Below are 23,917 nucleotides of genomic sequence, written 5' to 3'. Positions count from 1 at the left end.
CTACGGTCACGGGGCCGCGGTAGCCGACCCGGGGTGCGGTTGGCCGCAATGGCACACTGGTCGACAACTTCATCAACGATGCGGCCCCGACCCCGGGTTGGCGACCGTGACCGCGAGACCGATACGAAACACTTAAGAGAGACACTGCTGCCATGGATCTGGTCATATTCCTTCCACTGCTCATCGTCATGGGCGCGTTCATGTACTTCGCGTCTCGACGTCAGAAGAAATCGATGCAGGCCACCATTGACCTCCATAACTCTCTGCAGGTCGGCGATCAGGTCCACACCACATCGGGGCTGCAGGCGATGATCACCAGCATCGGCGACGACTATGTGGAATTGGAGATCGCGCCCGGGGTCGTCACCACCTGGATGAAGCTGGCGATTCGGGACCGGGTCGTCGATGAGGTCGAGGATTTTGACGACGAGTCCGCCGATGACACGGCGGAGCCCGAGGTGCATGCCGAAGCGCGTTCGAAGGCCGTGGAGATCACCGAAAGCCCGAACAGCAAGACTGATAGCTGACTTCTCAGCACCAGCACGTACTCTTTGCGAGTCTTCGCGCCCCTGTGCGGTACCTGACGACCTGATCTCGAGGAGACCCTGACACGTGGCATCGTCTTCGGCGCCGGTGCACCCTGCCCGCTACCTGACCCTGTTCCTGGTGCTGCTCATCGGCTCCTACCTACTGGTGTTCCTCACCGGCGACAAGCAGCCCGACCCCAAGCTCGGTATCGACCTGCAGGGCGGCACTCGCGTCACATTGACCGCGCGCACCCCGGACGGCACGGCGCCCACCCGGGAGGCGCTCAACCAGGCCCAGCAGATCATCAGCGCCCGGGTCGACGGCCTCGGTGTGTCGGGCTCCGAGGTCATCATCGACGGTCAGAACCTGGTGATCACCGTGCCGGGCAACGACAGCAGTGAGGCCCGCAACCTCGGTCAGACAGCAAGGCTGTACATCCGGCCGGTGATTCACGCCATCCCTGCTGGCGTGACACCGCCGCAGGAAGGACCTCAGCCCGGAGGCCCGCCGGGTGCGGTCCCGGGTTTGCCGCCGGGTGCGATTCCGGGTTTGCCGCCGGGTGCGGTCCCGGGTTTGCCGCCGGGTGCGGTCCCGGGCGCGCCCCCCACGCCGCAACCGCGCCCCTTCCCGGAGCAGCCGGCCCCTAGCCCATCGCCCAGCCCGAGCCCATCGCCCAGCCCGGGTCCGGCACCGGGAACGGACGACGAGGACAAGCCCCTGGCGGCCCGTATCCAGGACGAGAAGCAGCTACGTCAAAGCTCCGAACAGGCAATCCAGATCCTGGCGATGCAGATTCAGGCCGCCCGCTGTGGCGAAGACGACGTGCTGGCGGGCAACGATGACCCAAACCTGCCTTTGGTCACCTGCTCCACCGATGAGCAGGAGGTCTATCTGCTGGACAGTTCGATCATCAGCGGTGAGGAGATTGCGAACGCCACCAGCGGGCTTGATCAGCAGCGCGGCGAGAACGTCGTCGACGTGGAGTTCAAGAGTGAAGCCAGCAAGGTCTGGGCAGACTTCACCGCAGCCAATGTAGGCGTCCAAACCGCCTTCGTTCTCGACTCACAGGTGGTCAGTGCACCCCAGATCCAGGAGGCTATTCCGGGCGGTCGAACGCAGATCACCGGACGTTTCACCGCCGACACTGCGCGGGAGTTGGCCAACGTGCTGAAGTACGGCTCGCTGCCTCTGTCCTTTGAGTCCTCGGAGGCCGAGACCGTCTCGGCGACCCTGGGCTTGTCATCGCTGCGGGCGGGGCTCATCGCCGGCGCTGTCGGGCTGGCGGCGGTGCTGCTGTATTCCCTGCTCTACTACAGGGTGCTCGGCTTGCTGGTCGCGTTGTCACTGGTCGCTTCGGGTGCGATGGTCTTCTCGATCCTGGTGCTGCTCGGCAGGTCCATCAACTACACCCTTGATCTGGCCGGCATCGCCGGTTTGATCATCGGTATCGGAATGACAGCGGACTCGTTCGTGGTGTTCTTCGAACGCATCAAGGACGAGATTCGGGAGGGTCGTTCGTTCCGGTCGGCGGTGCCACGCGGTTGGTCCAGGGCACGGAAGACCATCCTTTCCGGCAACGCCGTGACGTTCCTGGCCGCCGCGGTGCTGTACTTCCTGGCGGTCGGCCAGGTCAAGGGCTTCGCATTCACTCTGGGCCTGACCACCATTCTCGACGTCGTGGTCGTCTTCCTGGTGACCTGGCCGCTGGCCTACCTGGCATCGAAGTCATCGACGATGGCCAAGCCGGTACTCAACGGCTTGGGAGCGGTCCAACAGATTGCGCGCGAACGCCGAGTGGCCGCACAAACGGTGGGACGGGGCTAGCACATGTCGGCACGACATCAGCAACACCAGACGGCCACGTCGCGCGCCGTCGAGGCGCCCGAAATCGAATCCATGGGTACGGATGCGCCACGGCACGGCTTCTTCGTGCGGCTCTACACCGGGACTGGCGCCTTCCAGGTCATGGGCAAGCGCCGGGCCTGGTACACGGCCAGCGCCATCATCGTGGCCATAGCAGTCGGGGCGATCCTGTTGCGGGGCTTCACCTTCGGTATCGACTTCGAGGGCGGCACGAAGGTGTCGTTTCCGCGCGGCGACGCGGAGCAGATCACTGCCGAACAGGTCGAGACGGTTTTCGGCGACGCGATCGGCGAGGCACCGGAGTCGGTGGTCATCGTCGGCAGCGGTGATTCCGCGACGTTCCAGATCCGGTCGGAAACGCTGAGCAACGAGGAAACCGAAAAGCTCCGCATCGCGCTGTTCGAAGAGTTCCAGCCGCGCGGTGCCGACGGGCAGCCCAGCAAGCAGGCGATCAGCGATTCGGCGGTATCGGAGACCTGGGGTGGCCAGATCACCCAGAAGGCGTTCATCGCGCTGGTCGTCTTCCTCGTGCTGGCGGCCATCTACATCACAGTGCGCTACGAGCGATACATGGCGATCGCGGCACTGACGACGCTTGTGTTCGACCTGGTGGTCACCGCCGGTGTGTACGCGCTCGTCGGATTCGAAGTCACTCCTGCCACGGTGATCGGGTTGTTGACGATCCTGGGTTTCTCCCTCTACGACACCGTCATCGTGTTCGACAAGGTTGAGGAGAACACCGAGGGTTTCGAGCACACCACCCGGCGCACCTTCGCCGAGCAGGCCAACCTGGCCGTGAACCAAACTTTCATGCGCTCGATCAACACCAGCCTAATCTCGGTGCTGCCGATCGTCGCACTGATGGTGATCGCGGTGTGGCTGCTGGGCGTCGGCACCCTGATGGACCTCGCGTTGGTTCAGATCGTCGGCGTGATCGTGGGAACGTACTCGTCGATCTTCTTCGCCACTCCGTTCTTGGTGAGCATGCGCGAACGTACCGAATTGGTGAGCAAGCACACCAATCGAGTACTGAACCGCCGCAAGACGGCGGCGGCCAAGACGGTCGACGCCGCGGCGCAGACTGGCGATGCTGACGACCGCCGCGAACCTGAGCCGGCTTCGGTGACGGCACCGCCTTCGTCACACCCAGCACCCCCAGCCGTACCCCCGGACAAGCCTGCGCCCGGGGCCCGTCCCGTCCGGCCGTCCTCCAGTAGGACCGGACGACCGTCGGGTAAGCGACGCCCAGGAAAGCGTTAGGAGCGGTAGGTCCGATGACCCATCGCCCAATCTCGCTGCGTCGCACCGCCCTGCTGTCGGCGGTGCTCGCTCTGGTCGGCTCGTTGGGGCTGACCGCGTGTTCGGATGGCGTGGCAGACTCCGTCGACTTCGCCGTCGACGGCACCCTCATCAGCTACAACACCAATACGGTGGCCGGCGCCGCCTCCGGTGGCCCCCAGGCTTTCGCGCGGGTGCTGACGGGCTTCAACTACCACGGCCCACAAGGTCAAATCGTGGGTGACCGCGATTTCGGCAGCATCTCGGTGGTGGGCCGGACTCCGCTGGTCCTGGACTACGAGATCAATTCCAGCGCTGTGTATTCCGACGGTAAGCCGATTACCTGCGACGACATGGTGCTGGCGTGGGCGTCTCAGTCGGGCAGATTCCCGCGCTTCGACGCAGCTAATCGGGCCGGATACGCCGACATCGCTGCCATCGATTGCGAGCCGGGGCAAAAGAGGGCACGAGTGTCCTTCGCGCCGGACCGCGCGTTCACCGATTACGGGCAACTGTTCGCCGCGACCTCGATGATGCCCGCACACGTCATCGCCGACGTACTCGGACTCGGCGATGGCGGGGTGACGACGGCGTTGCTCAAGAACGACGGGCCGATCGTCGACCGCATAGCCATGGTCTGGAATACCACCTGGAACCTGAAGCCCGACCTGGACATCAAGCGGTTCCCGTCCTCGGGCCCCTACAAGCTTGATTCGGTGACGACCGAGGGCGCGGTGGTCCTGGTGGCCAACGAGCAGTGGTGGGGCACCCAACCGGTCACCGACAAGGTGACCGTGTGGCCCCGCAGTTCCGACATGCAGGACCGGGTGAACGAAGGCGACTATGACGTCGTCGACATCGCGTCGGGATCGCTGGGCACCCTCAACCTGCCCGAAGGCTATGTGCGGACCGATGCGCCGTCGGCGGGTGTCGAGCAGCTGATCTTTGCCCCGGCGGGTCCGCTTGCAGAGGTACCCGCACGTCGGGCGCTGGCATTGTGCACCCCGCGTGACGTTATCGCCCGAAATGCGGATGCGCCGATTTTCAACTCGAGGCTCAACCCCGCAACCGAAGACGCCTACGGGGCTGCGGAGATCACCCCGGAGGCCGGACAGTTCGCCGTCGCTGACCCTGAAGGTTCCCGCGCGGCCCTCAACGACCAGCCCCTGACCGTGCGGATCGGCTATCAGACGCCGAACGCCCGGCTCGCCGCCACGGTGGGCGCGATCGCGAAGTCTTGCGCACCGGCAGGTATCAGCGTCGAGGACGTCGCTTCAGAGACCGTCGGCCCGCTGGCGTTGTCCAACAACGAGATCGACGTGCTTATCGCGAGCACCGGCGGCGCGGCGGGCAGCGGCTCGTCGGGATCCTCGGTGATGGACTCCTATAGTCTGCACAGCGGCAATGGCAACAACCTGCCGCGGTACGCCAACGAACGCATCGACGGCATCATCGCCACGGTGGCCGTGATATCGGACCCCAAGGAACTGGCCCGACTGCTTGGTGAGGCAGGCCCGATCCTGTGGGCCGACATGCCGACCCTGCCGCTGTACCGACAACAGCGGACTCTGCTGACGTCGGCGATGATGTTTGGGGTGAGCAGCAATCCGACTCGTTGGGGTGCAGGGTGGAACATGGATCGTTGGAAGCTGAGCCAGTGAGGCCGGGAGCCGGGCCGCCGGCGACATCCGGGCCCGGGGGGGTCGCGCAGGTCATCGGTTCGTTGCTGCGTGAGGTGCCCGACTTTCCGGAGCCGGGCATCCAGTTCAAAGACTTGACGCCGGTGCTCGCCGACGCGCGAGCTCTTGCCGAGGTCAGTGCGGCGATCGCCGAGATAGCCAAGGGTGCTGATCTGGTGGCCGGGGTGGATGCGCGCGGATTCCTGCTCGGTGGCGCGGTGGCTCTCAAGTTGGGCATCGGCGTGGTAGCGGTACGCAAGGGCGGCAAGCTGCCGCCCCCGGTGCTCAGCGAGACTTACAGTCTCGAGTACGGAACTGCCACCCTGGAGGTCCCGGCCGAGGGCATCGAGTTGGCGGGCCGCTCGATCGTGGTGATCGATGATGTGCTCGCCACCGGGGGAACACTGGCCGCCACCAATCAATTGCTCACCGCAGCTGGAGCGCAGGTGGCCGGTGCGGTGGTAATGCTCGAACTCGCCGCGCTCGGCGGCCGCGCGGTTCTCGATCCATTGTCGGTCGCCAGCCTCTACACCGTCTGAGCGGATATCCTTCGAAGAGCACAGTCACCGGAGGTGGGCATGGCCAGCGAGATCCAGGCGGATCCTCAGCCGGGCCCCGACGTGCAGTCACTACCCGGCGGGGGCGAGCCCAGCCCTGAAACCGAGCCGCTGGAGACTCCCAAGACCGACACAAAAGCGGCGACCAGCGCGTCTCGGCGGGTGCGGGCCCGTCTGGCCCGCCGCATGACCTCGCAGCGCAGCACTGTCAACCCGGTGCTGGAGCCTCTTGTCGCCGTGCACCGCGAGGTCTACCCAAAAGCAGATCTGACGCTGTTGCAGCGTGCCTACGAGGTCGCCGAGCAGCGCCACGCCGACCAGCTGCGCCGCTCCGGGGACCCCTACATCACCCACCCCCTGGCGGTCGCCAACATCCTGGCCGAACTCGAGATGGACACCACCACGCTGATCGCCGCGCTGTTGCACGACACGGTGGAAGACACCGGGTACACGCTGGAGGCGCTCACTGAGGAGTTCGGCACCGAAGTCGGCCACCTCGTTGACGGCGTCACCAAGCTGGACAGGGTGGCGCTGGGCACCGCGGCCGAGGGCGAGACCATCCGCAAGATGATCATCGCCATGGCGCGTGACCCTCGGGTGCTGGTGATCAAAGTCGCCGACCGGTTGCACAATATGCGGACGATGCGGTTCCTGTCCCCGGAGAAGCAGGCGCGAAAGGCTCGCGAAACGCTGGAAGTGATTGCACCGCTGGCTCATCGGCTGGGTATGGCGACCGTCAAATGGGAACTCGAGGATCTCGCGTTCGCGATCCTGCATCCGAAGAAGTACGAAGAGATCGTCCGACTGGTCGCCGACCGCGCGCCGTCCCGTGACACGTATCTGGCCAAGGTGCGCGCAGAGATCATCAACACGTTGACCAAGTCAAAGATCGACGCCACCGTCGAGGGTAGGCCCAAGCACTACTGGTCGATCTACCAGAAGATGATCTTCAAGGGTCGCGACTTCGACGACATCCACGATCTGGTGGCGGTGCGGATTCTCTGCGACGAGATCAGAGACTGCTACGCGGCGGTGGGCGTGGTGCACTCGCTGTGGCAGCCGATGGCAGGTCGTTTCAAGGACTACATCGCGCAACCGCGTTACGGGGTATATCAGTCGCTGCACACCACCGTCGTGGGGCCCGAGGGCAAGCCGCTGGAGGTGCAGATCCGGACCCGAGACATGCACCGCACCGCCGAGTACGGGATTGCCGCCCACTGGCGCTATAAAGAAGTGAAGGGACGCAACGGATTACCGACAGGCCACGCAGCCACCGAGATCGACGACATGGCCTGGATGCGCCAGTTGCTCGACTGGCAGCGGGAGGCGGCTGACCCCGGCGAATTCCTTGAGTCGCTGCGCTACGACTTGGCGGTGAAGGAGATCTTCGTGTTCACCCCCAAGGGCGATGTGATCACCCTGCCCGCCGGATCCACACCGGTGGATTTTGCCTATGCGGTGCACACCGAGGTCGGTCACCGCTGCATCGGCGCCCGGGTCAACGGTCGGTTGGTGGCTTTGGAGCGCGCGCTCGAAAACGGTGCACTGGTGGAGGTCTTCACCTCCAAAGCCCCCAACGCCGGACCGTCGCGGGATTGGCAGACTTTCGTGGTTTCGCCCCGGGCGAAGGCCAAGATCCGGCAGTGGTTCGCGAAGGAGCGCCGCGAGGAGGCGCTCGAGGCCGGCAAGGACGCGATAGCCCGCGAGGTGCGGCGCGGCGGACTTCCCTTGCAGCGCTTGATGACCGGCGATTCGATGAGCGCGCTGGCAGAAGAGCTGCGATATCTCGACGTCTCTGCTCTCTATACCGCGGTCGGCGAGGGACACGTGTCGGCTCGCCACGTGGTTCAGCGACTCGTCGGACAACTCGACGGTGACGACGAGGCTGCCGACGAGTTGGCCGAGAGGTCCACGCCGGCGACCATGCCGATGCGCAAGCGCAGTACCGAGGACGTGGGTATCGCGGTACCGGGGGCGCCGGGAGTGCTGACGAAGCTGGCCAAGTGCTGTACCCCGGTGCCCGGCGACATCATCATGGGGTTTGTGACGCGCGGCGGGGGAGTCAGCGTTCATCGCACGGACTGTACGAACGCCACGTCGCTGCAACAACAATCGGAGCGGATCATCGACGTGCAGTGGGCACCCTCTCCATCGTCGGTGTTCCTCGTCGCGATCCAGGTCGAGGCTCTGGACCGGCACCGGCTGTTGTCGGATGTCACCCGAGTGTTGGCCGACGAGAAGGTGAACATTCTGTCAGCGTCGGTGACGACGACCAACGATCGGGTAGCGGTCAGCAGGTTCACCTTCGAGATGGGCGACCCCAAGCATCTCGGCCACGTGCTCAATGTGGTGCGCAATATCGAAGGTGTCTACGACGTCTACCGCGTCACCTCTGCAGCCTGAGCTGCCCGTCCTGATCGCGCTAGCCGAGGCGGACCGACTCGATCGTCACCTCGGTCACCGGGTATCCGTCCTGCGCTCCGTCGACGACTCCGGCGGCGGCGATCTTGTCAACTGTGGCAAGTCCTTTGGCGTCGATTGCGCCGAACGCCGTGTACGTCGGCGGCAGCGCCGAGTCCTCGTACACCAGGAAGAACTGGCTGCCATTTGTGCCCGGACCCGTATTCGCCATCGCCAATGTCCCTCTTGGGTAGAGCACCGGTGTCATCATCGCCGGGTCGGTCAGCCTGTACTGATTGCTCGGGTACTCGCTGGGGAACCGGTAGCCCGGCCCGCCGGACCCGGTTGCGGTTGGGTCGCCGCACTGCAGGACGCCGAGCTCGGCGCCAACGGTGAGCCGATGGCAGCGCGTGCCATCGAAGAACCCCTGTTCGGCCAGGCTGGTGAAGTTCTTCACCGTGCACGGAGCCTTCTCATTATCGAGGTCCAGGCCGATAGCGCCGCGGTCGGTGAGGATGCTGGCCGGGATCGATTCCGGTGTGGTCGGCGTGCTGCCCATCAGCGGCGGCTGCACCGGCTTGCTCGGTGGTTCGGTGGTGGCCGGGTACTGGCAGTTGGATCCGAGTGTTTCCGGAGGGTCGAAGGCGGGCAGTGGATTACCTTGCGCCGGCACGGCGGTGGCGCCCGGATATTCGGAGTCGATACGCCCGCGGGTGTCCATGGGGTCGAAATTGCGCGCCAACACCACCAGGAACACCAGGCTCACCACCACGATGAGCGCCGTGAAACCCACCACCAGATAACTGATCACCAATCCGGCCACGGCCAGCCCGCGGCCCTCTTCGCCGGTCCTCTTGATCTGCGAGAGCGACATATGGCCGAACAGGATGCCCAGCGGGGCGAAAAGGAACGCGCACACCAGCGAGGTGATCGCGAGCGAGTTGGTGGCTCGGGGCGGCGGATATCCAGCCGGATACCCAGCCGGATACCCAGCCGGATACCCAGCCGGATACCCAGCCGGATACCCGTAGTAGCTCTCCGGGTGGCCGCCCGGTACCGGCGGAGGGTATCCGCCATAGGGATCGGGCGGGGTCGTCACGGCGGCTCCAGTTCAGTCCAGCGCGATGTCAGTCCAGCGCGATCGACTTCACATTGACGTCGAGTTTTGGCGAGCCATCCGGCCCACCCTCGGCGGTGCCTTCGGCGGCGATCTTGTCCAGCGTGGCCAATCCGGTTTCGTCGATGGTGCCGAACACCGTGTAGTTCGGTGGCAGCTGCGAGTCCTGGAATACCAGGAAGAACTGGCTCCCGTTGGTGCCGGGCCCCGCGTTGGCCATCGCCAGCGTCCCCCGCGGATAGAGCACCGGTTGCATCAACTCGGGATCACCTGGCTGGTACTGGTTTGTCGGGTATTCGTCGGCGAACTCGTAACCCGGACCACCGGTGCCCTCGCCGGAGGGATCACCGCACTGCAGAACCGCCAGCGCCTCGCTCGTGGTCAGCCGGTGGCACGGGGTGCCGTCGAAGAAACCCTGTTGGGCCAGGCTGGCGAAGCTGTTGACGGTGCATGGCGACTTGGCGTTGTCCAGCTGAAGCCCGATGTTGCCCTGGTTGGTCGCCATGCTGGCGCTGACCTGGGCGGGCTCGGTCGGCACCTTACCGGCGCGGGGCGCCTCGTTCGGCTTGCTAGCCGGCTCAGCCGAGGCGGGGTATTGGCAGTCGCTGCCCAGCCCCTCTGGTGCCGCGAAGGGAGGCAGCGCACCAATCTGCCCGGGCCCAGGCCCGGGGGCGTCGAGCGGAGAGGCCTCCGACGTGGTCGGCGAGGTGCCGGCCGAAGAAGCGGTTTGTCCGCCTGAATCACGGTTGGTGATAAAGATGGTCGCCACCACGGCGCCGATGACCACCACCGCGGCCACCGCCGATCCGATGATCGTGTACTGACGGCGCTTGCGTTCGTTGTCGGCCCGTCGCTCGAGTTGCCGCTCGAGCTTGCGCTTGGCTGTCGCCCGCCGTTGTTCGTTAGTCGGCACCGCCGGTCTCCTCCTCGCTGTTGATCCGGTCGGCACCGAGTGTGCCAGCTGTTGCTGAGTGCCAGTGCCGCGACCCTCATGAACAGCAGCATGACCTGGACGTGGGAAGCTGGAAGGGTGTTGATCACCGGATTCCCGGCCGGCATGTTGGCGTGCAACTGCTATGTGCTGGCCCCTCGTGCCGGCGCCGACGCCATCGTCGTCGACCCGGGCCAGCGCGCGATGGCTCCGCTGCGCGGAGTTCTGGACCGGCACCGCCTCACGCCGGCAGCGGTTCTACTGACCCACGGCCACATCGACCACATGTGGTCGGCCCAGAAAGTCGCCGACATGTACGGCTGTCCCGTGTACATCCACCCCGAGGATCGCTTCATGCTTACCGATCCCATCAAGGGCTTCGGACCCCGACTGGCGCAACGGGCGTTCGGCGCCATGTTTCGCGAACCCCGGCAGGTCATCGAACTGGATCGTGACGGCGACAAGATCGAACTTGGCAACATCACGGTGGCGGTGGATCACACACCGGGGCACACGCGGGGCTCAGTGGTTTTTCGGGTGGAAGGCAATCTCGAGTCGGGTCCTGACTCGGTCGCCTTCACCGGCGATACGTTGTTCCGCCAGTCGGTGGGGCGCACCGATCTGTTCGGTGGCAGCGGTCGCGACCTGCTTCAGTCGATCCTGACGAAACTGTTGGTGCTCGACGACGACACGCTGCTACTGCCGGGGCACGGCGAGCGGACGACCATCGGCGCTGAACGTCGCACAAATCCATTCCTCGAAGGTTTGACCCCGTGACCGAATCCTTGTCCTTCCGCGCGCCCAAAGGCGTTCCCGATTACCTGCCTGCGGAATCGGCCGCCTTCGTGGCGGTTCGCGACGGTCTGCTCGATGCTGCCCGCCGCGCCGGATACGGGGACATCGAGCTACCCATCTTTGAGGACACAGCACTGTTCGCTCGGGGAGTGGGGGAGTCCACCGACGTGGTCTCCAAGGAGATGTACACCTTCGCCGACCGCGGTCACCGGTCGGTGACGTTGCGTCCGGAGGGCACCGCGGGCGTGATGCGCGCGGTGATCGAGCATGGCCTCGACCGTGGCCAGCTACCCGTCAAGCTGTGCTATTCAGGCCCCTTCTTCCGCTATGAGCGGCCCCAATCAGGACGCTACCGGCAGCTCCAGCAGGTCGGCGTCGAGGCGATCGGCGTCGATGACCCGGCGCTGGACGCCGAGGTCATCGCTGTGGCCGATTCCGGATTCCGGGCCCTCGGCCTTGACGGGTTCCGCCTGGAGATCACCTCACTCGGCGATGACAGTTGTCGGCCGCAGTACCGGGAACTGTTGCAGGACTTCCTGTTCGGGCTTGACTTGGACGAAGAAACACAGCGACGCGTTCGGCTGAACCCGTTGCGCGTCCTGGACGACAAGCGCGCGAGCATGCGGGAGATGACCGCCGAAGCCCCGTTGATGATCGATCACCTTTCCAGTGCAGCCAAGGAACACTTCGATACGGTGCTGGCGCATCTGGATGCCCTGGCCGTGCCGTACCTGATAAACCCGAGAATGGTCCGGGGGCTCGACTACTACACCAAGACCACGTTCGAGTTCGTTCACGACGGCCTGGGTGCGCAGTCCGGAATCGGCGGCGGCGGTCGTTATGACGGGCTGATGCACCAACTTGGCGGGCGGGACCTGTCGGGCATCGGGTTCGGGCTCGGTGTCGACCGGACGCTGTTGGCGCTGCGTGCGGAAGGCAGGTCGGTGGGATCGGCAAACCGCGTTGACGTGTATTGCGTGCCGTTGGGGGAACGGGCCAAGCTGGAACTGGCGGTACTGGCGGCGAAGCTTCGAGGCGCCGGCGTTCGTGTCGACCTGGCCTACGGCGACCGCGGTGTCAAGAGCGCGATGCGTGCCGCTGACCGGTCCGGGGCTTCCTTCGCGTTGGTGGCCGGTGACCGCGACATCGAGGCGGGTACCGTCGGCCTCAAGGATCTTGCGACAGGGGATCAGGTGGACATCGCGACCAATGAGGTTGTCGCCGAGCTGCTTTCACGTCGTTCGTAGCAGTTTCCGGCGTTGATTCCCCGGTCCGCCGGCGGGCCCCCGCGCCGCGCGAGTATCTGCAGTCCACACCGTTAGCGGCTGCTGCCCCTTGCGATGTCATTGAGTATCCGGTCGACCTCGCCCATGCTGCCGTCGAAGGGGTTGCCTCGTTTGAGGACGAATGCGGCGTTGGGTGTGATCGCGACGAGCTTGGACGAGCTCGAGCCGAGCTGCATCCGTCGGGCGAAGTTCACCTGATCCAGCGGTAGCAGCGCGCCGCCGGTCACGGTGAACACGCCCAACTTGCGATCCAGCACCGCCACCGAGCTGCAGCTGCCCAGCGGTTGGGTGCGCCGGCGTTTCACCTTGCGCACGGCAACGGCCGCCGCGGCAGCGACGACCAGGCCGATCGCCAAGAAGATCCCTCCCAGGGCCGGTGAAGGAGCACCTGTAGCCAGCGCAACCGCGCCGAATCCGCCGACCACGAGGGCTGTCACCCCGAGCAAGAAGGCGAGGGTCGACAACTTACCGGTGGCACGGTCGATGATATTGACCCGCCGTCCGTCATCGGTCACCACGAGCCCGCCGGTGTCGGACAGTATCCGAGGTTGCGAGGGGATATCCATGCGCTGAGCCTCCCATCCCGTCGCCGGCGAGCGTGCAGGTTTGCCCGCTAAACGCGGTGTGTCGCTGTACTGACGCGCGCGCTCGCCGGACAAGGGGGCTAGATGGACAAGGGGGCTAGATGGACAGGGGAGCTAGATAGCCATGGCGGCGCGTACGTCTTCTTCGGAGGACAAACCACCGGTGCCGCTGGAGGTGACCCGCCCGGCCTCGACAACGTAGTACTGCTGCGAGGCCTCCAGCGCGAAGCCGATGTGCTGTTCGACCAGTAGGACGCCAAGGTCGCCGCGGGCGGTCAGCGCGGTGATCGTCTGCTCGATCTCACTCACGACCGACGGCTGGATGCCCTCGGTCGGCTCGTCCAGAATGAGGCATTTCGGCGTTGTGATGAGGGCCCGCGCGATCGCGAGTTGTTGGCGCTGACCACCGGAGAGCAGCCCGGCCCGTCGGCTCATCAGTTCCTTGAGCGCTGGGAAGAGATCGAGTTGCTCGTCGATGAGCCGCTTTCCGTTCTTTCGGCCGTCGGCGACGACCTGCAGGTTCTCGGCGGTGGTCAGTTGTCCGAACGATTGCTGACCTTGCGGGACATAAGCCAGGCCGCGGGCCACCCGCGCGGACGGGCGCAGCTTGGTGATGTCCTGCCCCTCGAACAGCACTCTGCCCGAGTTGCACCTGAGCAGGCCCACTGCCGCTCGCAGCAGGGTGGTCTTACCAGCCCCGTTGTGCCCCATCACAGCCGCCACCCCGTTGGCGGGCACCTCGACGCTCACCCCGTGGATGACCTCAGAGCGGCCGTAACCGCTGTGCACGTCAACGAGTTGCAGCATCTAGGGAGCCTCCGCCTGATCGGTGATTTCCTCGGGAGACCCGTCAGCACCGGCGGCGGCCGTTCCCAGATATACCTCTTGAACCTTGGGGTTGGCCTGCACCTCGGCGACTGAGCCCTGGGCGATCACCTGTCCGCGGGCCAGCACGGTGACCGATGTCGCGAACGCGCGCATGAAGTCCATATCGTGCTCGACCACCACTACTGTGCGCTCGGCACCTATGCGCCGCAATAGATTTCCCGTCTCCTCGCGTTCTTCGTGGCTCATACCGGCCACCGGCTCGTCGAGCAGCAGCACGTCGGAGTTCTGGACCAGCAGCATGCCGATCTCCAACCACTGCTTCTGCCCGTGTGCGAGGACGCCGGCGGGCTGCTCGGCCATGCCGGTGAGCCCGATGGTCTCCAAGGTCTGCTCGATCACCGGGAGAACGCCACTGCGCCTGCGCAGCAAGGTCCACGGCGATCGGTGGGCGCCGGCGGCGATGTCGAGGTTCTGCAGCACGGTCAGCTGCTCGAACACGCTAGCGGTCTGGAACGTCCGCCCGACACCGCGGCGGGCGATCTGGTGCACTTTCTTACCCAGCAATTCCACGCCGGACTTGCTGACTGAACCAGATGCCGGCACCAGCCCGGTGATTGCGTCGATCACTGTGGTCTTGCCTGCGCCGTTGGGTCCGATCAGGAACCGCAGGTCGCCCTGGAACAAGGTGAGGTCGACGTCGGTAACCGCCTTGAAGCCGTCGAAATCGACTGTCAAGCCGCATACTTCGAGGTACTCGGTTCCCATACCGACGTTGCCGCCGGCAACCGGTTCACGTTCCGGGGTCACGCCATGTGCTTCGGTCATGAGGCAATCCCGGTCATGAGGTAGTCCCGGTCATGAGGTAGTCCCGGTCATGAGGTGGCTCCCACCTTGTCCGAGTCGGGGCCGGGGTCGACTTCGGGTGTCTGCCCGGATTCGCCCTCGGACGTGTTCGTGGCTGTGCGCCTCCGTTTGAGTAGGACCCCCAGCCCGGCGAAACCGGCGGGGAAGAATCCGACGACCACGATGAACAGTAGCCCCTGGGCGTAGGTCCATTCCGACGGAAAGCGTTCGGAGAACAGGGTTTGTGCCCACGCCACACCGATGGCGCCCAATACGGGCCCCAGCAGCGTGGTACGGCCGCCGATGGCGACGCCGATCAGGAAGGCGATGGACGGCAGGATTCCGACTTGAGAGGGTGCGATGAAGCCGACGATCGGCGCGAACAACGCACCGGCGATACTCGCGCACAGCGCGGCGACGGTATAGGCCACCACCTTGATGTTGGCTGGGTCGTACCCCAGGAAGCGCACTCGTTCCTCGCCGTCGCGCACGGCGACGAGCAGTTCGCCGTAGCGACTCTGCATGAGTTGGCGGACCACGGCGACCACGATCAGCAGGACCCCGGCGGCGATGAAATACAACATCCGCCGATTCGCCGGATCGCTGAGCGTGAAGCCGAAGAATGTGCGGAACCTGTTGAGTCCGTTGCTGCCACCGAGGGTGGTCTGGCCGACCAGCAAGATGGCCAGGGCCGCCGCGAGCGCCTGGGAGAGGATCGCGAAGTAGGCGCCTTTGACCCGGCGCTTGAAAACACCTAGCCCGAGCGCTGCCGCGATCGCCGTGGGAATCAACACGATAGCCAGCATGGTGAACGCCGGCGAGGCGAACGGGGCCCAGTATGCGGGAAGTTCACGCACACCGGCGATTTGCATGAAGTCGGGCACGTCGTTGCCGAAGATCTGGGCGTCGGCGATCTTGAGGTGCATCCCCATCAGGTAGCCGCCGAGGCCGAAGAAGACGCCCTGGCCCAGGACCAGCATGCCGCCCCGTCCCCACGCCAGACCGATACCGACCGCGACGATGGCGAAGCACAGGAACTTGCCGAGCAGACTGAGTCGGAACTCCGACAACGCAACCGGTGCCACGCCGAATAGCAGCACCGCGGCGACGCCGAACCCGGCCCAGGTCTGCCAGCGACCGAGAAGGCTCCTCATACGAGACTCCTCGTCCGGACGGTGAACAGACCCTGCGGGCGAACCTGCAGGAAGATCACGATGAGCACAAAGACGATCACCTTCGCCAGCGAGGCCGTCGTGTTGTACTCGATGAACGAGTTCAGGAAGCCGAGCGTGAAGGCAGCGATCACGGTGCCCTTGATCTGACCCAGGCCGCCCACGACCACGACCAGGAACGCGTCGATAAGGTAGCTCTGCCCGATCGTCGGACTGGTGGAGCCGATCAGAGTCAGCGCCACTCCCGCCACGGCGGCGAGTCCGGAACCGATGAAGAACGTGGTGATGTCGGTCCTGCGGGACGAAATACCGCTGGTTTCAGCGAGATCGCGGTTCTGCACCACTGCCCTGATCCGGCGCCCCATGGGGCTGACTTTCAATACGGCGGCCAGCACAGCGACACAGAGAATGGCGAGCACCAGGATGAAGATGCGAGTTTTGGGCACCACCGCGCCGAGGATGTCCACACCCCCGGACAACCATTCGGGGGCTACGACGTTGACTGCGGGCGCGCCGAATATGTCCCGCGCCACCTGCTGCAGGATCAGCCCGACCCCGAAGGTCACGAGCAAGGTGTCCAAGGGCCGGGAGTACATCCGCCGGATCAGCGTTACTTCCAGCAGTGCGCCCATCGCGCCGCCGATGAAGAATCCGACGATGAGCGAGAGGAACAGCGAAGTCCCGGCGCTGGATACCACCTGCTGCACCACGTAGGCGGTGTAGCAGCCGGCCATGATGAATTCGCCGTGCGCCATGTTGATGACGCCCATCTGGCCGAAGGTCAGCGACAACCCCAGCGCGGCCAGCAACAGGATCGAGCCGAGGCTCAACCCTGTTGCCAGCTGTCCGATCACGATGTCCACGTGGACGTACTTCCCGTCGCTCCGCTCAACGGACTATTGTCCGTCGCTTCGCTCGCCCCTGATGTCAGCCGGACAGGCCGGCAGCCCACGGGTATGACTTCAGGAATGGATCAGGCTCGATGGGTTCGGGGGATTCCCAGATCGTGTAGATCAAGCCGTCGGAACGGATTTCACCGATGCGCGCGGTCTTGGTGATGTGCTGGTTCTCGCCGTCGATGGTGACGAGGCCCTCCGGGGCGTCGAAGGTGACTCCGCCCGCGTTGTCCTGGATTGCCTTGACGTCGAACGATTGTGCCTTCTCGGCGGTGTTCTTCCATAGATAAACCGACACATAGGCCGCCTCCATCGGGTCCGATGTCGGCTTGTCGGCGCCGTACATGTCCTTGTAGGCCTTGACGAACTCGTTGTTCACCGGAGTGTCGATGGTCTGGTAGTAGTCCCATGCCGTGAGCTGGCCTTCGATGTTCTGCACGCCGATGCCGCCGACCTCTTCCTCAGCGATCGACACCGACACCACCGGCATCTCCTCCGGGGTCAGGCCGACGTTCTTGTACTCCCGGAAGAACGCCACGTTCGAGTCGCCGTTGAGGGTGTTGAACACCGCGTCGGCGTCGGCGCTGCGGATCTTGTTGACGATGGTCGAGAAATCGGTCGAGCCCAGGGGTGTGTAGTCCTCGCCCTTGATCTCGATTCCGTTGGCGTCGGCGTATGCCCTGATGATGCGGTTGGCGGTCTGGGGAAAGACGTAGTCGCTTCCCACCAGGTACAGCGACTTGGTGCCTTTCTCCTTGAGGTAGTCAAGGGCAGGCACGATCTGCTGGTTGGTTGTCGCACCGGTATAGAAGATGTTCGGGGAGGACTCCAGGCCTTCGTACTGCACAGGGTAGTAGAGCAACGAGTTGTTGCCCTCGAACACCGGCAGCATGGCTTTGCGACTCGACGATGTCCAGCCGCCGAACACCGCGGCGACACAGTCGCTGCTGATCAGCTTCTCGGACTTCTCGGCGAAGACGGTGGGCTCGGACGCGCCGTCCTCGCCAACAACCTCGATCTGCTTACCCAGCACGCCGCCGTCGGCGTTGATCTGCTCGACCGCCAGCTTGATGGCGTCGCGGACGGTGACCTCGGAGATCGCCATGGTGCCCGACAAGGAGTTCAACGAGCCCACCTTGATGGTGTCACCGGAGGTGTCCACGCAGGACTCGGCATTTGCTGCGTCCGTCTCAGTGGCCTTGCTGCCGCACCCGGCCAGCAGCAGGCTGGTTACTGCTACAGCACTTCCTGCAGCTAGGGCGGATCGCCTGAAGTACGAGCGTCGGGGGTGTTCCATGAACAGCCTTTCTGGGTGTCAACAGCGCTTAATGCCTGATGAGGCGTTGGGTCGGCGCACTTCAGAGCGCATAAAAACGCAGAAGCGACGACACCTCGGTGGGTGTCGAGTCGCGACGTTAGAACGCCCGTGTTTCTAGCAGGTGTCTGCGTGTCACAAACAAATTAACCCGCTGGCAATCCAGGTATTCGTTTGCCGTTAGCCAGGCCGGCTGTCTGGTATCGCGTTCCGCACGTAACATTCCGGTATTGGAGGCCGATGTGACGGACATGGGAAAAGCAACAGCCAAGATAGGGGCGGCGGCCGCAGTGTCACTGATGCTGGCCGCCGCATCGGTTGCCGGTGGCCAGTCGACGGCGAATGCTCAGCCGGCCTCGCAGCAGGTCCGCTACACCCTCACGTCGGCAGGCGCCTACGAGTTCGACCTGTTCTATCTCACGTCTCAACCTTCCAGCATGGAGGCCTTCAACGCCGATGCCTACGCGTTTGCCAAACGGGAGAAGGTCAATGTGGCTCCGGGTGCGCCGTGGGTGTTCGAAACTACGCTCGAAGACCCGCAGTGGGCGATCCTGACCGTCAGCAGCACGACCCGCGGCGGGCAGGCAGCGCCGAATGCCAGCTGTGACATCGCCGTCGATGGTGAGGTCGTCGTGCAGCACGAGGATCCTTACAACGTGCGGTGCCAGCTGTCCCGGTGGTGAACGTTCGGTGCCAGCTGTGCCGGTGGTGATTCCTCGGGTAGAGGTTGCCCGTTGCCCTCAGTCGGCAGCCACCGCCGTGCGCAGGACATCCAGCGGTAGACCGCCCAGATCCAGCGCCCGGCTGTGGAAGTCTTTGAGGGGTATACCCCTGGATTGTGTCTCGTCACGTAGCTGCTGCCAGATCCGCTGTCCGATGGCGTACGACGGAGCCTGACCGGGCCAGCTCAGATAGCGGTCCAGTTCGAAACGAAGGTTTTCATCTGCCATCGCGCTATGGGACTTCAGGAAGGCCCACGCTCGGTCGACATCCCAGATGCCGCCGTCTGGCGCGGCAAGACCGCAGTGCACTCCGATGTCGATGACCACGCGCGCGGCCCGGAATCGTTGGGCATCCAGCATTCCCATTCGGTTTCCAGAATCATCGAGCCAGCCCAAGTCGGCCATCAGGCGCTCGGCGTAGAGCGCCCACCCCTCGCCGTGGCCGGATACCCAGCAGCCGAGCCTGCGCCACCGGTTGAGTTGATCGGCCAGCATCACAGCGCGCCCGATCTGCAGATGGTGGCCCGGCACCCCCTCGTGAAACACCGTCGTGGTCTCCTGCCACGTATGGAACGTGTCGACACCGTCGGGGACCGACCACCACATCCGCCCGGGTCGGGACAGATCCTCGGATGGCCCGGTGTAGTAGATGCCACCGGTTTGGGTGGGCGCGATCCGACACTCCAGGTTGCGCAGTTGTTCGGCGATGTCGAAGTGTCGGCCGACCAACGAATCCACCACCCGATCAGACAGATCCTGCATCCACCGCTGGAGTGCGTCGGTACCGTGGATGACATACCGGGGATCGCCGTCCAGTCGCCGCAGGGCTTCGGCTGCCGAGGTGCCGGGGTAGAGCCGGTCGGCTATTGAGTCCTGCTCGGCAACAATGCTTTCGAGCTGATCGAGCCCCCAGTGGTAAGCCTCGTCGAGGTTGATCGCGGTGCCGAGGAAGGCCCGCGAGAAGATCGCATAGGCATCACGTCCACAGGCGTCCTCTTCGCGGGTGTGCGGGCCGATATCGTCGCAGAACACCGTGGCCAGCCCAGCATAGGCATTCGCGGCGTCCGCGGCGTGCCGACTCAACTCGGCATGCAGAATGTCGTCGCCGGGGGCGGCGTCGGCGACCATTGCGATGAACAGCCGCTGGATCTGGCCGGATTGTTCGATAGCCCTTCGCAATTGGCGGGTGGCCGGTGCTCGCCCGGCGGATGCCGCGGCGCGCAGTCCGTCGGCATAGTCGGCGACCCGTTGCGGGATGCAGGAGAGCCTGCGGTTGATCACCGCCCAGTCGTCTTCGGTGTCGGCGGCCATCAGGTCGAAGACATCGCGCATCGTTTGCAGCGGCGAGGCGATCACGTTCAGTTCGCCGAGGTCCAACTGTGCGGCATGCATGTCGAGCAGCACGGTCAAGCGCTCGCGCATCGCCGCAGTGGTGACGACGTCGACGTCATCGACTGGTTGGGCACTGTCGAGTTCCCTCAGCGCCTGGCGCGCGGCTTCGGCGCGTGCGGTCACTCCTTCGGGGGAGTAGTCGGTGATCTGGTCGTCGAATCCGGTGATTCCTGATGTTGTTGCCGCGCAGGGGTCGAGAGCTGCGAAGGCGTTCAGGTATCGCTCGGCGACGGCGTCGACTGCCGTGGCCGCCCTAGCCAAGGTTGTCGGTGGCGAACGTGTCGCACTTGGCGGGGTCGCCGGTTTGATATCCAACGGTGAACCACTTTTGTCGCTGCTCGGAAGAGCCGTGGGTCCAGGACTCCGGAGTCACCCGGCCCGTCGCGGCCTCCTGAATGCGGTCGTCGCCCACAGCGGAGGCCGCCGAGAGCGCATCGGCGATGTCCTTGTCGCTCAACGGTTCAAGAAACGCCACGTCGGTGCCCTCCTGCTTGGTGATGGCCGCATAGTGCGCCCACACCCCCGCGTAGCAGTCCGCCTGTAGCTCCGTGCGGACTCCTCCGCCGGTGGCGCCCTTGGGGTCCTGCTGGGCGCGGCCGAGCACCCCCTGCAGATTCTGCACGTGATGGCCGAACTCGTGGGCGACCACATACTCCTGCGCGAATGGGCCACCGCTGGAGCCGAACTGGTCGACCAGCACATCGAAGAAGTCGGTGTCGAAGTACGCCGTCTGGTCGACTGGGCAGTAGAACGGCCCGACACTACTGGTCGCCGGCCCGCATCCGGTGCTGACCCGCCCGCTGAATAACTCGATCTGAGGCCGAACGTATTCAGGCATCAGCTGCTGCCAGACTGCGTCAACGGAGTTGCCTGTCGCCACCACGCGGCACTGCACGATGCGGTTGGCGTCCTCACCGGTTTTGCACTGGCTCAGATCGAACCCTGGGGCGTTGACATCCTGGGTGTTGATCTGAGCCTGCTGGGGGATGACGGTGCTGGGATCGACGCCCAGGAACAGCGCCACCACCACGATCAGCAGGCCGCCCAGGCCGCCGCCGATCGCGATACCCCGACCCGGGCCCCGGCCCCCGCCGCTGCTGGAGGTGGTGCTTGTGTCGATCCGCATGCCCTCGTTGAAGGTCATCGCACCACCTCGTCAACTCTGTCCGGCGAGCCTGGGAACCAGGTCGGTCAAGCTTTGCACACTACGATTTTGCACACTACGATTCAGCGAACCGTTCGGCGGCATACCGGCGCAGATTGTAGAGAAATCGCTGGAACATCCAGCCCATCACGGGCCTACCGGTGAACAGCCCGAACCGTCCCGCAAGGCCGTTGGGTTTCATGGCCATGATCCAGGTCAGGTGACAACCGTTGGCAGTGGGTAGGACGCGGTAGTCCTCGGCGAAGGCGGCGACGGAGCCAGTGGTCGATTCATTGAAGCGAAACGCCATCCGGGTGAAGGGTTCCCAGGCCAGGAATTCCTCGTCTGCGGTGATGCCGCCGAGCATGTCGACTGTCCGGGTGGTGCCTACGCCACGGGGTAGCGGACTGGTCCACGTCACCTTGGTGATGACACTCGCCCACTGCGGCCATGAGGTCTCGTCGGCCAGCACGTCGAAGAGCTGCTCCGGCGTGATCGCCAGGTCGACGGTGCTGACGAACCGGTAGGGCGCCCGGTCGACGAAATCCAGGTCGACACGCTCGCAGGGGTGACGCCTGACCATTTTCCCGCGCCTTTCGTTCCGCCCACCATTGCTAGACACATCACGATAGCTGTCTAGTCGGGGGCCGGGGGTCGCCCCTTACACTGAGCAGTCGTTTCAGAACCCCGATTCGAGGAGTACTCCGTGCTGCGCACCCGCACCGCCGGTTCGTTGCGCGCCGCCGATGCCGGCCAGATTGTGACGCTGGCCGGCTGGGTGGCGCGCCGTCGCGACCACGGCGGCGTAATTTTCATCGACCTCCGCGACGCCTCCGGGGTGGCCCAGGTGGTTTTCCGCGAGGGCCTGGAGGAGGGTCAGGTGCTGGCCCAGGCACATCGGTTGCGATCGGAGTTCTGCATCACCGTCACCGGGGTGGTGGAGATCCGGCCCGACGGCAACGCCAACGCCGAGATCGCGACCGGGGAAGTCGAGGTGAACGCGGCCTCGCTGACGGTTCTGGGAGAGAGTGCCCCGCTGCCGTTCCAACTGGACGAGACCGCGGGTGAGGAAGCGCGCCTGAGATACCGCTACCTGGATCTGCGTCGCGAAGGGCCAGGTCAGGTGATTCGATTGCGATCCCAGGTGAATGCTGCCGCGCGTGGGGTGCTGGCCGCGCACGATTTCGTGGAGATCGAGACGCCGACCCTCACCCGATCGACGCCGGAAGGTGCCCGCGACTTCCTGGTGCCCGCCCGGCTGCAGCCAGGGTCCTTCTACGCGCTGCCGCAGAGTCCGCAGCTGTTCAAGCAGTTGCTGATGGTGGCCGGAATGGAGCGCTACTACCAAATCGCCCGGTGCTACCGCGACGAGGACTTCCGGGCCGATCGGCAGCCCGAGTTCACCCAGTTGGACATGGAGATGAGTTTCGTCGACGCCGACGACGTCATCGCGGTGTCGGAAGAGGTGCTGCGGGCCTTGTGGGCACTGGTCGGGTACGACCTGCCGCTTCCGCTGCCGCGGATCGGGTACTCCGAGGCGATGCGTCGGTTCGGTACGGACAAGCCCGATCTGCGCTTCGGTCTGGAACTCGTCGAGTGCGCTGATTACTTCTCCGACACTCCGTTCCGGGTTTTCCAAGCGGCCTATGTCGGGGCCGTGGTCATGCCCGGCGGTGCGTCACAGCCGCGTCGCACGCTGGACGGATGGCAGGAGTTCGCCAAACAGCGGGGACACAAGGGACTGGCCTATGTGTTGATCGGTGACGACGGAGAGCTGGGCGGTCCGGTGGCCAAGAACCTCTCCGCGGCCGAACGCGATGGCTTGGCCGCCCAGGTCGGCGCCAACCCGGGCGACTGTGTCTTCTTCTCCGCGGGATCCGCGAAGTCGGCTCGCGCGTTGCTGGGGTCCACCCGCATCGAGATCGCCAAGCGTCTCGAACTGATCGACCCGAACGCCTGGGCGTTCACCTGGGTAGTGGACTGGCCGTTGTTCGAGGCCGCCGACGAGGCGACAGCCGTCGGCGATGTGGCTGTGGGATCCGGCGCGTGGACTGCGGCGCACCACGCGTTCACCGCGCCCAAGCCCGAGTCGGTGGCTACCTTCGACACCGACCCGGGCGCGGCGCTGGCCGATGCCTACGACATCGTCTGCAACGGCAACGAGATCGGTGGCGGCTCGCTGCGTATCCACCGTCGCGACATCCAGGAGCGGGTGTTCGCGATGATGGGCATCGACACCGATGAGGCCAACGAGAAATTTGGATTCCTCCTAGAAGCATTTGACTTTGGCGCACCACCGCACGGCGGTATCGCCTTCGGCTGGGACCGCATCACCGCTCTGCTCGCGGGTGTGGACTCAATCCGGGAGGTCATCGCGTTCCCCAAGAGTGGTGGCGGGGTCGACCCGTTGACCGACGCGCCGTCACCGATCACACCGCAGCAGCGCAAGGAATCCGGAATAGATGCCAAGCCGGAAAAGCCGGACACGACGCGGCCGGTTTGAGCTGACGCGCGCATAGCTTCGAGCCCATCGGCACCGGTCTCAGAACGTGATGCGGCTGCATCACCGTCTGGGGTGTGATGGGAT

The 23,917-nt window shown here is 64.9% G+C and carries 21 protein-coding genes; 10 read left to right on the top strand and 11 right to left on the bottom strand.

All coding sequences use genetic code 11. From position 1 onward, the window contains the following. The first annotated feature begins 152 nt into the window (after positions 1-152). From yajC to ACPGXI_RS08040, 6 genes are all read left to right on the top strand, one after another. Positions 153-527 carry a preprotein translocase subunit YajC gene (gene yajC, locus ACPGXI_RS08065; RefSeq protein ID WP_526651605.1) on the top strand — a complete coding sequence of 125 codons (375 nt, stop codon included), beginning with the start codon at positions 153-155 and terminating at the stop codon, positions 525-527. An 85-nt stretch (positions 528-612) separates the two neighbouring features. Then, the gene (gene secD / locus ACPGXI_RS08060; RefSeq protein ID WP_526651603.1) at positions 613-2,352 is read left to right on the top strand and encodes a protein translocase subunit SecD; all 1,740 of its coding nucleotides are present in this window, start codon (positions 613-615) and stop codon (positions 2,350-2,352) included. A 3-nt stretch (positions 2,353-2,355) separates the two neighbouring features. After that, positions 2,356-3,651, top strand: a complete 1,296-nt coding sequence (gene secF, locus ACPGXI_RS08055; RefSeq protein ID WP_526651601.1) for a protein translocase subunit SecF — start codon at positions 2,356-2,358, stop codon at positions 3,649-3,651. 14 nt (positions 3,652-3,665) lie between these two features. Next, positions 3,666-5,330, top strand: a complete 1,665-nt coding sequence (locus ACPGXI_RS08050) for an ABC transporter substrate-binding protein (RefSeq protein ID WP_526651599.1) — start codon at positions 3,666-3,668, stop codon at positions 5,328-5,330. Next, positions 5,327-5,887, top strand: coding sequence for an adenine phosphoribosyltransferase (locus tag ACPGXI_RS08045; protein WP_526651597.1), 561 nt, complete (start codon positions 5,327-5,329; stop codon positions 5,885-5,887). The genes ACPGXI_RS08050 and ACPGXI_RS08045 overlap by 4 nt, the downstream gene beginning before the upstream one ends. Positions 5,888-5,926: 39 nt before the next feature. Then, a complete protein-coding gene (locus tag ACPGXI_RS08040; RefSeq protein WP_526651596.1) occupies positions 5,927-8,308 on the top strand; it encodes a RelA/SpoT family protein in 2,382 nt (793 codons plus the stop codon). 19 nt (positions 8,309-8,327) lie between these two features. On the opposite strand, the gene ACPGXI_RS08035 is transcribed toward ACPGXI_RS08040, so the two are convergent. Continuing rightward, a complete protein-coding gene (locus tag ACPGXI_RS08035) occupies positions 8,328-9,404 on the bottom strand; it encodes a peptidylprolyl isomerase (RefSeq protein ID WP_526651594.1) in 1,077 nt (358 codons plus the stop codon). A 28-nt stretch (positions 9,405-9,432) separates the two neighbouring features. Beyond that, positions 9,433-10,335, bottom strand: a complete 903-nt coding sequence (locus tag ACPGXI_RS08030; protein WP_526651592.1) for a peptidylprolyl isomerase — start codon at positions 10,333-10,335, stop codon at positions 9,433-9,435. Between the two features lie 117 nt (positions 10,336-10,452). Between ACPGXI_RS08030 and ACPGXI_RS08025 the strand changes: the two genes are divergently transcribed. Both ACPGXI_RS08025 and hisS read left to right on the top strand, forming a co-directional pair. Beyond that, positions 10,453-11,130, top strand: coding sequence for an MBL fold metallo-hydrolase (locus ACPGXI_RS08025; protein WP_526651675.1), 678 nt, complete (start codon positions 10,453-10,455; stop codon positions 11,128-11,130). After that, positions 11,127-12,395, top strand: coding sequence for a histidine--tRNA ligase (hisS, locus tag ACPGXI_RS08020; RefSeq protein WP_526651590.1), 1,269 nt, complete (start codon positions 11,127-11,129; stop codon positions 12,393-12,395). The genes ACPGXI_RS08025 and hisS overlap by 4 nt, the downstream gene beginning before the upstream one ends. 71 nt (positions 12,396-12,466) lie before the next feature. Here hisS and ACPGXI_RS08015 read toward each other — a convergent pair whose 3' ends face one another. The 6 genes from ACPGXI_RS08015 to urtA form a co-directional block, all read right to left on the bottom strand. Further along, the gene (locus ACPGXI_RS08015; protein ID WP_526651588.1) at positions 12,467-13,000 is read right to left on the bottom strand and encodes a hypothetical protein; all 534 of its coding nucleotides are present in this window, start codon (positions 12,998-13,000) and stop codon (positions 12,467-12,469) included. A gap of 132 nt (positions 13,001-13,132) precedes the next feature. After that, positions 13,133-13,825, bottom strand: a complete 693-nt coding sequence (gene urtE, locus ACPGXI_RS08010; RefSeq protein ID WP_526651586.1) for an urea ABC transporter ATP-binding subunit UrtE — start codon at positions 13,823-13,825, stop codon at positions 13,133-13,135. Next, on the bottom strand, positions 13,826-14,671 hold the full coding sequence (gene urtD, locus ACPGXI_RS08005) for an urea ABC transporter ATP-binding protein UrtD (RefSeq protein WP_526651584.1): 846 nt from the start codon (positions 14,669-14,671) through the stop codon (positions 13,826-13,828). Between the two features lie 47 nt (positions 14,672-14,718). Further along, on the bottom strand, positions 14,719-15,843 hold the full coding sequence (gene urtC / locus ACPGXI_RS08000) for an urea ABC transporter permease subunit UrtC (protein ID WP_526651582.1): 1,125 nt from the start codon (positions 15,841-15,843) through the stop codon (positions 14,719-14,721). Beyond that, the gene (urtB, locus tag ACPGXI_RS07995; RefSeq protein WP_526651580.1) at positions 15,840-16,724 is read right to left on the bottom strand and encodes an urea ABC transporter permease subunit UrtB; all 885 of its coding nucleotides are present in this window, start codon (positions 16,722-16,724) and stop codon (positions 15,840-15,842) included. The genes urtC and urtB overlap by 4 nt, the downstream gene beginning before the upstream one ends. A gap of 64 nt (positions 16,725-16,788) precedes the next feature. Further along, complete coding sequence (gene urtA / locus ACPGXI_RS07990) at positions 16,789-18,054, bottom strand: urea ABC transporter substrate-binding protein (RefSeq protein WP_526651578.1); 1,266 nt, start codon at positions 18,052-18,054, stop codon at positions 16,789-16,791. A gap of 269 nt (positions 18,055-18,323) precedes the next feature. Here urtA and ACPGXI_RS07985 point away from each other — a divergent pair, with 269 nt between their 5' ends. After that, complete coding sequence (locus ACPGXI_RS07985; RefSeq protein ID WP_526651576.1) at positions 18,324-18,755, top strand: Rv2576c family protein; 432 nt, start codon at positions 18,324-18,326, stop codon at positions 18,753-18,755. A gap of 57 nt (positions 18,756-18,812) precedes the next feature. Here the strand turns inward: ACPGXI_RS07985 and ACPGXI_RS07980 are convergent, their stop codons facing one another. From ACPGXI_RS07980 to ACPGXI_RS07970, 3 genes are all read right to left on the bottom strand, one after another. Further along, on the bottom strand, positions 18,813-20,447 hold the full coding sequence (locus ACPGXI_RS07980) for a DUF885 family protein (RefSeq protein ID WP_526651574.1): 1,635 nt from the start codon (positions 20,445-20,447) through the stop codon (positions 18,813-18,815). Next, positions 20,440-21,330, bottom strand: coding sequence for a KPN_02809 family neutral zinc metallopeptidase (gene ypfJ, locus ACPGXI_RS07975; protein WP_526651572.1), 891 nt, complete (start codon positions 21,328-21,330; stop codon positions 20,440-20,442). Before ypfJ ends, ACPGXI_RS07980 begins: the two co-directional genes overlap by 8 nt. A 76-nt stretch (positions 21,331-21,406) precedes the next feature. Beyond that, a complete protein-coding gene (locus tag ACPGXI_RS07970; RefSeq protein WP_526651570.1) occupies positions 21,407-21,913 on the bottom strand; it encodes an SRPBCC family protein in 507 nt (168 codons plus the stop codon). A 123-nt stretch (positions 21,914-22,036) separates the two neighbouring features. Here ACPGXI_RS07970 and aspS point away from each other — a divergent pair, with 123 nt between their 5' ends. Beyond that, positions 22,037-23,833, top strand: coding sequence for an aspartate--tRNA ligase (aspS, locus tag ACPGXI_RS07965; protein WP_526651568.1), 1,797 nt, complete (start codon positions 22,037-22,039; stop codon positions 23,831-23,833). Positions 23,834-23,917 lie beyond the last annotated feature (84 nt).

The sequence above is a fragment of the Mycobacterium sp. genome (assembly GCF_049608025.1).
Taxonomy (GTDB): Bacteria; Actinomycetota; Actinomycetes; order Mycobacteriales; family Mycobacteriaceae; genus Mycobacterium.
This window is presented reverse-complemented; position numbering and strand designations above follow the sequence as displayed.